We start from the raw sequence: 13817 nt of genomic DNA, 5'->3' as shown, positions 1-13817 counted from the left end.
AGACCGCGGCCCCGGCCATGGCAGAATGATCGTGGACTTTTCGTACGAAGGAGAACAATGAGCGAGATCACCGTTCGTAGCGTGGCGCCCGACCTCGACCGCGCGAGCATCGACTACGAGGCCATCCAGGACCCGGGTCACGGTCATTCGCCGGCCGCCTGGATCGCCGTGACGATCATCCTCATCGCCTCGACGGTGGCGACGGTCTTCAACCTCATGGGCGACAACATGCTCATGCTCATCGTCGGTGCCGCCGGCTGGATCGGTGGTCCGGTCCTCGGTCTCATCCTCTCCAAGGTGCCCGGTATGGGTGCCAAGGGTCACCACTGATGACCGTCCTCGACGGGATCGTGGACGGCGTGCGCGAGGATCTCGCCGCACGCCGTGCGCGTATCGGGGACCGGGACATCGCCTCCCGGGCCGCAGACGCGGCCCCGGCGCTGCCCTTCCTGCCCCGGGCGGCCGGGTCCTTCGGGGTGATCTCCGAGGTCAAGCGCGCCTCGCCCTCGGCCGGTGCCCTCGCCGACATCCCGGACCCCGCGGACCTCGCCCGCGAGTACGCCGCCGGGGGAGCCGCCGCGATCAGCGTCCTCACGGAGGAGCGCCGGTTCCACGGTTCCCTCGACGACCTCGACGCGGTCCGGGCGGCCGTGGACGTGCCGCTGCTGCGCAAGGACTTCGTCGTCACCGAGTACCAGATCCACGAGGCCCGGGCGCACGGGGCCGACCTCGTGCTCCTCATCGTCGCCGCCCTGTCCGCGGCGCAGCTGGCCGAGTACCACGAGCTCGTCACCGCACTCGGCATGACGGCCCTCGTCGAGGCGCACACGCCCGAGGAGGTCGCCGCGGCCGCCGCGATCGACGCCCCGCTCATCGGCGTGAACACCCGGAACCTCAAGGACCTCACGGTCGACACCGCGCGGTTCGCACCGCTCGCCGAGCTCTGCCCCGCGGGCTCGACGCTGGTCGCGGAGTCCGGTGTGAAGTCGCTGCACGAGGTCGAGGACTACGCGCGGGCGGGTGCCGATCTGGCCCTCGTCGGCGAGGTACTCGTCACCGGTGGGGCGCCTCGCCGGAACGTCGCGGACTTCACCGCCGCCGGGACCGCGATCCGGCGGGCGGCGGGTACCGCGGCCGCGCAGGCCTGATCGCTCCCGCGCTCCCCTGAGAACCATTCCTCACCCCAGAAACGGACGCCACGGATGACCGAGAACTACCTGGCCGACGGGACGGAACCCCTGGGTCCCTATTTCGGGGACTTCGGGGGCCGGTACTTCCCCGAGGCACTGATCCCCGCCCTCGAGGAGATCGAGGAGGTGTGGCTGAAGTCGCGGGTCGACGCCCAGTTCCGCGCCGAGCACGACCGGCTCAAGAAGGAGTACGTGGGTCGGCCCAGTCTCCTCACCGAGGTGCCGCGGTTCGCCGCGCACGCCGGGGGAGCACGGGTGTTCCTCAAGCGGGAGGACCTCAACCACACCGGCAGCCACAAGATCAACAACGCCCTCGGTCAGGCCCTGCTCGCCAAGCGGATGGGCAAGACCCGCGTGATCGCGGAGACCGGGGCCGGTCAGCACGGTGTCGCCGCCGCCACGGCCGCCGCGCTCCTCGACATGGAGTGCGTGGTCTACATGGGCGAGGAGGACACGCAGCGCCAGGCGCTCAACGTCGCCCGCATGCGTTTGCTCGGGGCGACCGTCCACTCGGTGACGAACGGCACCCGCACGCTCAAGGACGCCATGAACGAGGCGAGCCGTGACTGGGTGGCGAACGTGGAGACCACCCACTACATCATCGGCACCGCCGCGGGCCCGCACCCGTTCCCGGCCATGGTCCGCAGCTTCCAGCGTGACATCGGCGACGAGGCACGCGCCCAGATCCAGGACATGACCGGGCGCCTGCCCGATGCCGTGTGCGCCTGCGTGGGCGGCGGTTCGAACGCGATCGGGATCTTCTCCGCCTTCCTCTCCGACTCCGCGGTGCGCCTCTACGGTTTCGAGGCCGGTGGCGAGGGCATCGACTCCGGTCGTCACGCCGCCCGCTTCTCCGGGGGCCGCCCCGGTGTGCTCCACGGCTCGGCCACCTACGTCCTGCAGGACGAGGACGGTCAGACCCTCGGCTCCCACTCGGTGTCCGCCGGGCTCGACTACCCCTCCGTCGGTGCCGAGCACTCGCACCTGTACGAGTCCGGGCGCGCCGAGTACCAGCCGGTCGAGGACCACGAGGCGATGGAGGCCTTCCGTCTGCTCGCCCGGACCGAGGGCATCATCCCGGCCATCGAGTCCGCCCACGGTCTCGCCGGCGCGCTGCGCGTGGGCAAGGAGCTGGGCGAGGACGCGATCGTCCTCGTCAACCTCTCCGGCCGGGGGGACAAGGACATGACGACCGCGGCCACGTGGTTCGGCTACATGGACGAAGGAGCGACGCAGGTATGAGTACCGCGAACCCGAATCCGCGGAGCACGTCCGCAGCGATCGATGCGGCGACGGCCGCCGGACGTGAGGCCGCGCTCATCGGTTACCTGCCCATCGGTTTCCCAGACGTCCCGACCTCCATCGAAGCGATGGTCGCGCTCGTCGAAAGCGGTGCCGACATCGTCGAGGTCGGCATGCCGTACTCCGATCCGGGGCTCGACGGCCCCGTCATCCAGCACGCCGACGAGGTGGCGCTCAATGCGGGTGCCCGGACCCGGGACCTCTTCGAAGCCGTCCGCGCGGTCACCGAGGCAGGTGGATGCGCCGTCGTCATGACCTACTGGAACATCGTCGTCCAGTACGGCATCGAGGACTTCGCCCGCGACCTCGCCGTTGCCGGCGGGGCCGGGATCATCACGCCGGACCTCATCCCCGACGAGGCCGGTCGCTGGATCGCCGCGGCCGAGGAGCACGGTCTCGACCGGGTCTTCCTCGCCGCACCCTCCTCGACCGAGGAGCGGCTGGCCCTCATCGCGGGGACCTCCCGCGGTTTCGTCTACGCCGCCTCGACGATGGGTGTCACCGGCACCCGCGCGGCGGTCGACTCGCATGCGCGGGAACTCGTCGAGCGTGTCCGCGCCGCCGGTGCGGAGCACGTCTGTGTGGGCCTCGGTGTCTCGAACCGGGCCCAGGCGGCCGAGGTCGCCGCCTACGCCGACGGTGTGATCGTCGGTTCGGCCCTCGTCCGGACCCTGGAGTCGGACGGGGTCGCGGGCGTCCGTGCGCTGACCGCCGAACTCGCTACGGGTGTACGGGGCGGGGACGTCCGCGGAGAGGGTGTCGACGCCGAGTGACATCCACCCCGGTCATCGTGCTCGGATGCCTCGCCGTCCTCCTCGTGGTGGCGATGCTCCTCGTGGTCGTCGTCCTCGTGCGGCGCACGCGGGCCCGTCGGGTCCCGCTCGTCCCGGAGGGCACGTCCGTGGCCCCGGTCCGGAGCGCCTCGGGAGCGGACTCCGGGCACGGAGCGGACTGGGCGGGCCGGGACGTCGACCGCGACGTGCCCACCCCCTCGCAACGGTCCTTCGGTGTGTGGGGTGCCCAGACCTCGACACTGCGGATCGTCCCGCAGGTCGACGGCTCCGGACGGGCCCCGGGTGACTCCCCGGATGATCCGCAGAGGTCCTGATCCACCCGGCGGAGCCCTTCTCCTGCGCTTCCGTTCCACCCCATGTCACGCCCCCGTCTTTCCGCCGGGGGCGTCGTCGTAGCGTGGACGCGCCGGGCACCCGCCGGTTGTGCAGATGCCACCGGGCGAAACGTCATCGGGTCGAAACGCAGGGGACACCCGGGTGACATGTCTTGCTTTTCGGACGACGCGGCATGTGATGACCTGCACGTGTATAGTGGCATGACCGTGACGCGGAGCACAGGCGATTTCGCTGGTGACGCCGCCACACGCAGGGTGATGACAGCGCCGTCCGCCCTCTACGTCGGGCAGTGAGTGCCCACGCAGACCTTGTCCGAACGAAAGCAACAGGTGAAGGGCGGTGCCATGAGCTCCTCCGACATGCCCACACGACTGCCGTCCGACGGTCGTCCTGCCTCCGCGCAGGGACTCTACGACCCCGGAACGGAACACGACGCCTGTGGTCTGGCCATGATCGTCCGCTACCGCGGCGAGGCCGACCACGAGGTCGTGGAACAGGCGCTGGTCGCGCTGCGGAACATGGAACACCGTGGTGCGGTGGGCGGTGACGAGGGGACCGGCGACGGTGCCGGCATCAACGTCCAGGTGCCCGACGCCTTCTTCCGCGAGGTCGTGAACTTCGAACTCCCGGAGCCCGGTGAGTACGCCGTCGGCACCGCCTTCCTCGATCCGCAGTCCCCGGCCCGGGGGCGGCGCCTGGTCGAGTCGCTCGCCGGGGAGGAGGGCCTGGTCGTCATCGGTTGGCGCGACGTGCCGGTCGTCCCGGACGTCGTGGGCCGCAGTGCCCGGGCCATCATGCCGCTCTTCTCCCAGGTGTTCCTCGCCGTCGACCCCAAGGTCCCCGGCGACACCGATGAGCACGGTCGGACCCCGCGGCAGGTCCTCGACCGTCGTGCCTTCGCCACCCGCAAGCGCGCCGAGCACTCCGGGGTGTACTTCCCCTCGCTGTCCTCGCGGACGATCGTGTACAAGGGCATGCTCACGACCGCCCAGGTCGAGCCCTTCTATCCGGATCTCCAGGACCCGCGGTTCACCTCGCGGATCGCGCTCGTCCACTCGCGGTTCTCGACGAACACCTTCCCGTCCTGGCCGCTGTCCCAGCCCTTCCGCTTCATCGCCCACAACGGTGAGATCAACACCGTCCGCGGCAACCGGAACTGGATGCGCGCGCGGGAGTCCCAGCTGTCGAACGAGCTGCTGGCCTCCCCGTACTCCGACGGGTCGAACCGCGACCTGTCGCGTCTGTTCCCGATCGTCTCCGACATCGGGTCCGACTCCGCCTCCTTCGACGAGGTGCTCGAGCTCCTCACCATGTCCGGGCGGTCCCTGCCGCACGCGGTCATGATGATGATCCCCGAGGCATGGCAGAACGACACCCACATGTCGGAGCAGCGCCGCGCCTTCTACCGCTACCACTCGCACCTCATGGAGCCCTGGGACGGACCGGCCTGCGTGTCCTTCACCGACGGTCGCGTGGCCGGAGCCGTGCTCGACCGCAACGGTCTGCGCCCGGCCCGGTACGTCATGACCGACGACCTCGTCGTCCTCGCCTCGGAGGTCGGCGTCGTCGACCTGCCCAACGAGCGGATCGTCAAACGCGGGCGGCTCAAGCCCGGCCGCATGTTCCTCGTCGACACCGAGGCCGAACGGATCATCTCCGACACGGAGATCAAGGCGCAGCTGGCCGAGGAGGAGCCCTACGGCACCTGGCTGTCCGAGAACGCCATCGAGCTCACCGACCTGCCCGAGCGCGAGCACATCATCGCCCCGCAGTCCTCGGTCAAGCGCCGGCAGCGGACCTTCGGGTACACCGAGGAGGACCTCCGCCTGCTCATCGGTCCGATGGCCGAGGCCGGTGCGGAGCCGCTGGGAGCCATGGGGTCCGACACCCCGATCGCGGCCTTCTCCGACCGTCCGCGTCTGCTGTTCGACTACTTCGTGCAGAACTTCGCCCAGGTGACGAACCCGCCGCTCGACGCGATCCGGGAGGAGCTCGTCACCAGCCTGTCGATCGGTGTCGGCGGGCAGCGCAATCTGCTCGACGCCAAGGAACGTCACGCCCGGCAGATCCGCCTGCCCTACCCGGTCATCGACAACGACCAGTTGTCGAAGATCATGCACATCACCGGGAAGCGGATGGGCAGCACGTCCCGTCGTCCGGCCCATGTGCTGCGCGGTGTCTACCGGCCGGTGGCCGACGACCACGGTGTGGCCCTGGCGCGCAAGCTCGAGGAACTGTGCACCGAGGCCTCGCGTGCCGTCGCCGACGGAGCCCGTGTCCTCGTCCTCTCCGACCGCGGCTCCAACGCGGAGTTCGCTCCGATCCCCTCGCTGCTGCTCACCTCGGCGCTCCACCAGCACCTCGTCCGCGAACGGGCCCGTACACGTGTGTCCTTCGTCGTCGAGGCCGGTGACGTCCGCGAGGTCCACCACGTCGCGACCCTCATCGCCTACGGCGCCTCCGCGGTGAACCCGTACCTGGCGATGGAGACCGCCGAGCTCATGGCCCGGGAGGGACGCCTCGGCGACGTCACCGAGGCCCAGGCCGTGAAGAACCTGCTCACGGGACTCGGCAAGGGTCTGCTCAAGATCATGTCGAAGATGGGCATCTCGACGGTGCAGTCGTACCACGGTGCCCAGACCTTCGAGGCGATCGGACTGGCCAGGTCCTTCGTCGACAAGTACTTCACCGGCACGATCTCCCAGCTCGAGGGCACCGGGATCGAGGGTGTGGCCCGCGAGGTCGAGGCCCGGCACTCCGACGCCTACCCGCAGGACCACCCGCCCGTCGCCGACCGGGCGCTCGAGATCGGTGGCGAGTACCAGTGGCGCCGCGAGGGCCCGCCGCACCTGTTCGACCCGGAGTCGGTGTTCAAGCTGCAGCACTCCACGCGGACGCGGCAGTACGACATCTTCAAGCAGTACACGCAGCGCGTGGACGACCAGTCCGAGCGCCTCATGACGCTACGCGGTCTCTTCGACCTCACACCCGGCGATCAGGGCCCCGTCCCGATCGACGAGGTCGAGCCGGTGAGCGAGATCGTCAAGCGGTTCTCCACCGGCGCGATGAGCTACGGCTCCATCTCGCAGGAGGCCCACGAGACCCTGGCCATCGCGATGAACCGCCTGGGCGGCAAGTCGAACACCGGTGAGGGTGGTGAGGACGTCGAACGCCTCATGGACCCCGAACGGCGCTCGGCCATCAAACAGGTGGCGAGTGGTCGCTTCGGTGTCACGAGTCTCTACCTCTCGCAGGCCGACGACATCCAGATCAAGATGGCGCAGGGCGCGAAGCCCGGTGAGGGCGGTCAGCTGCCTGGTTCCAAGGTCTACCCGTGGGTGGCCCGGACACGGCACGCGACCCCGGGTGTGGGTCTCATCTCCCCGCCGCCGCACCACGACATCTACTCGATCGAGGACCTCGCGCAGCTCATCCACGACCTCAAGCGGGCCAACCCGTCCGCCCGGGTCCACGTGAAGCTCGTGGCGAGCACGGGCATCGGCACGGTCGCCTCCGGTGTGGCCAAGGCGAGTGCGGACGTCATCCTCGTGTCCGGCCACGACGGCGGCACGGGTGCCAGCCCGCTCAACTCGCTCAAGCACGCCGGTGCCCCCTGGGAGATGGGCCTGGCCGAGGCACAGCAGACCCTCATCCTCAACGGTCTGCGCGAGCGCGTCTCGGTCCAGACCGACGGGCAGCTCAAGACCGGTCGCGACGTGATCGTGGCCGCGCTGCTCGGTGCCGAGGAGTACGGTTTCGCCACCGCACCGCTCGTCGTCTCCGGCTGCATCATGATGCGCGTGTGCCACAAGGACACGTGCCCCGTCGGGGTCGCGACCCAGAACCCGGAGTTGCGTGCGCGCTACACCGGGCAGGCCGACCACGTCGTGAATTTCTTCGAGTTCATCGCCCAGGAGGTGCGTGAGTACCTGGCCGAGCTGGGCTTCCGCAGCCTCGACGAGGCGATCGGTCACGTCGAGCGGATCGACGCCCGGCGAGCCGTCGAGCACTGGAAGGCCGCGGGTCTCGATCTCGCCCCGATCCTCGAGGTCCCCCGTACGCTCGACGGGGAGGTCGCCGCCGTCCGCAAGCACGGGGCCGGCCAGAACCACCGGATCGAGGAGCACTTCGACCAGCAGCTCATCGCCGGTCTCGCACCGGCGCTCGAGGACCGCACCCCGGTCGTCCTCGACGCCCACGCGACGAACGTCGACCGGTCGATCGGCACGCTCCTCGGGCACACCGTCACGAAGGCGCTGGGGACCGAGGAACTGCCGGACGGCACCGTCACCGTCAAGCTCACCGGTCACGCCGGGCAGTCGCTCGGGGCCTTCCTGCCGGCCGGCATCAGCCTGGAGCTCACCGGTGACGCCAACGACTACGTCGGCAAGGGCCTGTCCGGTGGACGGATCGCCGTGCGCACCGCCCCCGGTGTGCAGGGCCGTCCCGAGGACAACGTCATCGCCGGCAACGTGATCGGCTACGGCGCCACACGCGGTGACATGTTCATCTCCGGTCAGGTGGGCGAGCGGTTCCTCGTCCGCAACTCCGGTGCCCGCGCGGTCGTCGAGGGGATCGGCGACCACGGTCTGGAGTACATGACCGGTGGTGTGGCCGTCGTGCTCGGTGCCACCGGGCGCAACTTCGCCGCCGGGATGTCCGGTGGCACGGCGTACATGCTCGACTTCAACCCCGCCCGACTCAACGTCGCCGAGCGCGAGGCCGGACACTTCTCGCTGTCCGCGCTCTCCTCCGAGGACTCCGCGGAGCTCACGGAGCTGCTGCGTCGGCACGTCGAGTTCACCGGCTCCCCCCTCGCCTCGTGGCTCGTCGACCAGATCGACCACGGCGAGGACGTCCTGTCCCGTTTCACCAAGCTCGTCCCCGTCCAGTACGCGACGGTGCTCGAGATCCAGCACAGCGCCTCGACCGCGGGCACCGACCCCGAGGGCGACGACACCTGGAAGAAGATCCTGGAGGCTACCAATGGCTGATCCCCGCGGATTCCTCACCGTCCGGGAACGTGAACTGCCGCCCAAGCGACCGGTGCCGGTGCGCATCCAGGACTTCTCCGCGATCAACACGGAGATGGACAAGGACGCGTTTCGCAAGCAGGCGAGCCGCTGCATGGACTGCGGCATCCCGTTCTGCCACCAGGGCTGCCCGCTGGGCAACTACATCCCGGAGTGGAACGACGCGATGTGGAAGGACGAACTGCCGCGTGCGCTCGAACTCCTCCACGCGACGAACAACTTCCCGGAGTTCACCGGGCACGCCTGCCCGGCGCCCTGCGAGAGCGCCTGCACGCTCGGCATCAACCAGCCGGCCGTCACCATCAAGAACGTCGAGGTGACGATCATCGAACGCGGGTTCGCCGAAGGACTCGTGGAGCCCTACCTGCCGGACCGCATCTCGGGGAAGACCGTGGCCGTCGTCGGCTCCGGTCCCGCCGGACTCGCGGCCGCCCAGCAGCTCACCCGGGCCGGTCACACCGTGGTCGTCTACGAACGGGAGGACCGGATCGGTGGGCTGCTCCGGTACGGCATCCCGGACTTCAAGCTCGAGAAGCACCACATCGACCGGCGCATCGAACAGATGGAGGCCGAGGGCACGCGGTTCCGCACGAACACGGAGATCGGTGTCGACGTCACCTGGGACGAGCTCGACGAGCGTTTCGACGCCGTGCTGCTCGCCACCGGCGCGACGGTCCCACGGGACCTGCCCATCCCGGGGCGGGGTCTGCGTGGTGTCGAGTACGCCATGGACTACCTGACGCCCTCGAACAAGGTGACCGCCGGGGACGCCGGGATCGACGCGATCTCGGCGGAAGGCAAACACGTGGTCGTCATCGGTGGCGGTGACACCGGCTCCGACTGCGTGGGCACCGCCCTGCGGCAGCAGGCCGCCTCGGTGACGACGCTCGCGATCGGCAAGCGCCCGCCGGAGGCCCGGCCGGACGACCAGCCCTGGCCCATGGTCCCGCGCGTCTTCGAGGTCTCGACCTCCCACGAGGAGGGCGGCGAGCGGAAGTTCCTCGCCTCGACCGTCGAGTTCGTCGACGACGGCACCGGCCAGGTACGGGCCCTGTCGGTCGCCGAGACCGGTTTCGTCGACGGCAGGCGCGTGCCCCTGGAGGGCACCGAGCAGGAGATCCCCGCGGACCTCGTGCTCATCGCCATGGGCTTCACCGGTCCCGAGGACCCGGGACTCACCGAGCACGGCGTCGAGTTCGAGAACCGGGCGGTCGGTCGCGACAAGACCTACTCCACCTCGGTGCCCGGCATGTACGTGGCCGGTGACGCCGGCCGTGGGCAGTCGCTCATCGTGTGGGCGATCGCGGAGGGTCGCGCGGCGGCCGCCGAGATCGACACGTACCTCATGGGCAACACGCTGCTGCCCACCCCGGTGCGCCCGGCCGACCAGGCCTTCGCGGTCTGAGAACCCGGCACCCCCGACGGCCGACCCTGCCACTTGCAAGGTCGGCCGTCGGCGTGTCCCCCGGAGTCGGTCGGGGCGCCTTACGCGGGCGGGGGAGTGTCGGTGCGGTGACGGGGACGTGTCAGGCAGATGACGAGCGTCGTCCCAGGTGAGTCCTGGTCCGGGACGCCTGCGGGCGGGCCGGTGCGAGACGCGTCCGAGAGGTGTCCACGGACGCCGGAATCCCTTTCCGCGTCGGCCCACCGGCGAGTAGTGTGGCCGACATGAGGCACGCGAAGATCGTGGCGACACTGGGCCCCGCCCAGGCCACGTACGAGGACATCCGCTCACTCGTCGAGGAAGGCGTGAACGTGGCCCGGCTCAACCTGAGCCACGGGTCCCACGCCGAACACCAGCAACGCTACGAATGGATCCGTCAGGCGGCCAAGGACACCGGCAAGTCCGTGGCCGTCCTCATCGACCTGCAGGGACCGAAGATCCGCGTCGGCACCTTCGCCGAGGGTGCCAAGCCCGTCCTGCAGAAGGGCGCGACCTTCACCGTCACCACCCGTGACGTCGAGGGCGACGGGACCGAGGTCGGCACGACCTACAAGGGTCTGTCGCAGGACGTCCGTGTCGGCGACCCCCTACTCATCGACGACGGTCGCATCCGGCTGCGCGCCACCGGCGTGACCGCCACCGACGTCATCACCGAGGTCGAGGTGCCCGGCACCATCTCCGACCACAAGGGCATCAACCTGCCCGGCGTCCCCGTCTCCGTCCCGGCGATGTCCGAGAAGGACATCGACGACCTGCGGTGGGGCCTACGCCTCGGCGCCGACTGGGTGGCGCTGTCCTTCGTGCGCAACGCCTCGGACGCGGAGCTCGTGCGGGACGTCATGCGCGAGGAGGACATCCTCATCCCGGTGATCGCCAAGCTGGAGAAGCCGCAGGCCGTCGAAGCGCTCTCCGAGGTCGTCGACGCCTTCGACGGCGTCATGGTCGCCCGCGGTGACCTGGGCGTCGAGCTGCCGCTCGAACAGGTGCCGATCGTCCAGAAGGACACCGTCGCCCTGTGTCGGCAGCAGGCCAAGCCGGTGATCGTCGCCACCCAGATGCTGGAGTCGATGATCGAGGAGCCGCGGCCCACCCGTGCCGAGGCGAGCGACTGCGCGAACGCCGTCCTCGACGGTGCCGACGCCCTCATGCTCTCCGGTGAGACCTCCGTCGGGAAGTACTGGCTCGACGCCGTGCGCACGATGTCGCGGATCATCGAGTCGACCGAGGCACACGGCCTCGACCGCATCCCGGACCTCGGCACCGAGCCGCACACCCGCGGCGGTGCGATCACCGCGGCCGCCGTCAAGGTCGCCGACCAGCTCGACATCCGCATGCTCTGCACCTTCACCCAGTCCGGAGACTCGGTGCGCCGCATGTCGCGGTTGCGCCCCGGCCTGCCGATCATGGCGTTCACCCCGGTGAGCAAGGTGCGCCACCAGCTGGCGCTCACCTGGGGCACGAAGAACTACCTGGTGAAGCCCGTCCGGCACACCGACCAGATGGCGCGTCAGGTCGACACCGTGCTGCTCGGCAACGGGCTCGCGGAGGAGGGGGAGCTGTGCATCATCGTCGCCGGTTCGCCCCCCGGCATCGCCGGCTCCACGAACGCCCTGCGCGTCCACCGCATCGGTGACGCGGCGAAGGGACTCGCGGCGGCCTACCGCGACGAGTTCGACGAGGAGAATCCCCTCGAAGGGTACGGCGAGATCACCGAACGCTGATCCCTCTCCCGCGCCCGAGGTGCCCTGCAGTCGGCATCTCGGTGTGCGGGAGGGCTGCCCCGGCCTTCTCGTGAAGACGTGACGGGCGGGCGGCTAGTAGTCCCTCCCAGTTCCGTTTCCTGCCGGGGCCGGCGCGGAGAGCTTCCCTCCCGCCCACTCCAGCAGCACGAAACCCCTGTTCCGAGACCTGCGCGGTCCCGGCACGGGGGTTTCGTCCTGCTTCCGTACGCCCACCACACCCACTCGGGAAGCTCTCCGCCCCGCCCCCTCTTCGGCATGACGAGTGCGGGTTCTCCTCGCCGCCCCGCCCTCCCTCTGCATTGGGTCGGGGCCGCCCTCCCGCGCTCGGCATGTGGGGTGCAGGGCGCCTCGGGCGCGGGTGTGGGAACGGCGCGGTGATGCTGCGCCTGGGGCTCTCGGGAGGGCTCGGGGATGTGGGCTGGGTGTGGCCGGGTCAGTCGCGGCGGGGAGCGGGCCGGGGGTTCTTGTCGCCGTCGGGGAGGAAGGCGGCGAGGACGGAACTCACGAGCCACACGACGAGGGTGGCGATCGCGGCCCACCAGAAGGTCGTGAACTCCAGGTGGACGGGCGTGTAGCCGCTCAGCCAGGCGGTGAGCAGCATCATGAGGACGTTGACGACGAGGGCGAAGAGGCCGAGGGTCAGGCAACTGATCGGCAGGCTCACGAGGTTCACGACCGGGCGGACGATCCCGTTGACGAGGCCGAAGAGCAGCCCGATGAGGCCGTAGCCCAGGACGTTCGCGGCGGTGTGCCCCACGGCTCCGTGGAACCCTGAAGAGACGGTGAGGTCCATCCCGGGCAGCAGCCAGACGGCGGCCCAGAACCCGAGTGCGGTGCAGGCGATGCGCAACAGGAACATGTGCCCAGTGTGCACCAGGTCTGCGGGGGAGGACCCGGGAACAGGCCCGGTGAACGCTGGTTGAATGCCCGCTGACGAGTCCAGGAGAACATCGGGACGACCGGGGCCCCGGATCCCGGGGGTGCGGGATCCGGGGCCCGGGGCTCCCGGAAGGCTTCACCCTCCAGGGGGCGAAGCTCCTGGAGATGAGTACCGGCTGCGGGACTCGAACCCGCACGCACGAAGGCAACGCATTTTGAGTGCGTCGTGTCTACCAATTCCACCAAGCCGGCCGGTGTGCGTCCGTGCGGCGTGACTCCGGGGGAGGGCCGCACGTGCCAAAACATCATAGGTCACACCTGCACGTGGACGACAATCGGTGCGTACCGTCTAGAATCGTGGCCGTGTCCAGTGAGAATACGATCCCCGAATCCGGTCCCGTGCGCCGCGTCGTCGTCGCCGAGGACGAAGCCGTCATCCGTCTCGACATCGTCGAGATGCTGCGCGAGGTGGGCTACGACGTCGTCGGCGAGGCCGCCGACGGAGAGTCCGCCATTCGCCTCGCCGAGGAGCTCCGCCCGGACCTCGTCGTCATGGACATCAAGATGCCGGTGCTCGACGGTATTTCCGCCGCCGAGCGGATCGCCCGCGCCCGCATCGCGCCCGTCGTGCTGCTCACGGCCTTCTCGCAGAAGGAACTCGTCGAGCGCGCCCGGGACGCCGGTGCCATGGCCTACGTCGTCAAGCCCTTCACGGCCGCGGACCTCCTGCCGGCTCTCGAGGTGGCACTGGCCCGCCACGCCGAGATCGGCGCGCTGGAGTCGGAGATCTCCGACCTCACCGAACGTTTCGAGACCCGCAAGCTCGTGGAGCGCGCCAAGAGCCTCCTGATCTCCGACATGGGCCTCACCGAGCCCGAGGCGTTCCGCTGGATCCAGAAGACCTCGATGGACCGTCGCCTCACGATGCGCGAGGTGGCCGAGACGGTGCTCAACCAGATCGGTAACAAGTAGTAACACTCGCTCACGAGGCGCCCTGTCGTTCTCGTTTCATGTGCCGGGCGGGTCCGGCAGAACCCGGGCCCGCCCTCCTCGGCATCGGGGTCAGGGCGCGCGAGACTCGTCGGGGCTCTCGGGGG

General features: G+C 69.7%; 10 protein-coding genes and 1 tRNA gene. 9 read left to right on the top strand and 2 right to left on the bottom strand.

Translation table 11 applies throughout. The annotated features are described in order from the left end of the window. Positions 1–57 precede the first annotated feature (57 nt). The 8 genes from AAD496_RS07030 to pyk all read left to right on the top strand — a co-directional run bounded on the left by AAD496_RS07030 (position 58) and on the right by pyk (position 11820). The gene (locus AAD496_RS07030; RefSeq protein WP_349827952.1) at positions 58–330 is read left to right on the top strand and encodes an HGxxPAAW family protein; all 273 of its coding nucleotides are present in this window, start codon (positions 58–60) and stop codon (positions 328–330) included. Beyond that, a complete protein-coding gene (gene trpC, locus AAD496_RS07025; protein ID WP_349827951.1) occupies positions 330–1148 on the top strand; it encodes an indole-3-glycerol phosphate synthase TrpC in 819 nt (272 codons plus the stop codon). Before AAD496_RS07030 ends, trpC begins: the two co-directional genes overlap by 1 nt. 54 nt (positions 1149–1202) lie before the next feature. Further along, complete coding sequence (gene trpB / locus AAD496_RS07020) at positions 1203–2432, top strand: tryptophan synthase subunit beta (protein ID WP_349827950.1); 1230 nt, start codon at positions 1203–1205, stop codon at positions 2430–2432. Further along, complete coding sequence (trpA, locus tag AAD496_RS07015) at positions 2429–3265, top strand: tryptophan synthase subunit alpha (RefSeq protein WP_349827949.1); 837 nt, start codon at positions 2429–2431, stop codon at positions 3263–3265. Before trpB ends, trpA begins: the two co-directional genes overlap by 4 nt. Beyond that, entirely contained in the window at positions 3262–3600 is a 339-nt protein-coding gene (locus AAD496_RS07010) for a hypothetical protein (protein WP_349827948.1), read from the top strand. Before trpA ends, AAD496_RS07010 begins: the two co-directional genes overlap by 4 nt. Before the next feature lie 366 nt (positions 3601–3966). After that, positions 3967–8616, top strand: a complete 4650-nt coding sequence (gene gltB / locus AAD496_RS07005) for a glutamate synthase large subunit (protein WP_349827947.1) — start codon at positions 3967–3969, stop codon at positions 8614–8616. Then, the gene (locus AAD496_RS07000; protein WP_349827946.1) at positions 8609–10060 is read left to right on the top strand and encodes a glutamate synthase subunit beta; all 1452 of its coding nucleotides are present in this window, start codon (positions 8609–8611) and stop codon (positions 10058–10060) included. Before gltB ends, AAD496_RS07000 begins: the two co-directional genes overlap by 8 nt. Before the next feature lie 263 nt (positions 10061–10323). After that, entirely contained in the window at positions 10324–11820 is a 1497-nt protein-coding gene (pyk, locus tag AAD496_RS06995) for a pyruvate kinase (protein ID WP_349827945.1), read from the top strand. Positions 11821–12274: 454 nt separating this feature from the next. Here the strand turns inward: pyk and AAD496_RS06990 are convergent, their stop codons facing one another. Continuing rightward, positions 12275–12700 carry a phage holin family protein gene (locus tag AAD496_RS06990; protein ID WP_349827944.1) on the bottom strand — a complete coding sequence of 142 codons (426 nt, stop codon included), beginning with the start codon at positions 12698–12700 and terminating at the stop codon, positions 12275–12277. A 190-nt stretch (positions 12701–12890) separates the two neighbouring features. Next, positions 12891–12972 (bottom strand) — tRNA-Leu (locus AAD496_RS06985). Positions 12973–13083: 111 nt separating this feature from the next. Here AAD496_RS06985 and AAD496_RS06980 point away from each other — a divergent pair. Next, positions 13084–13692: an ANTAR domain-containing response regulator gene (locus AAD496_RS06980; RefSeq protein WP_433913737.1), complete on the top strand. Its 609-nt coding sequence runs from the start codon at positions 13084–13086 to the stop codon at positions 13690–13692. Positions 13693–13817: the final 125 nt, after the last annotated feature.

The organism is Brevibacterium litoralis (assembly GCF_040212315.1).
Taxonomy (GTDB): domain Bacteria; phylum Actinomycetota; class Actinomycetes; order Actinomycetales; family Brevibacteriaceae; genus Brevibacterium; species Brevibacterium litoralis.
The sequence above is the reverse complement of the archived record's forward strand: the minus strand, read 5'-3'. Positions and strand labels throughout refer to the sequence as shown.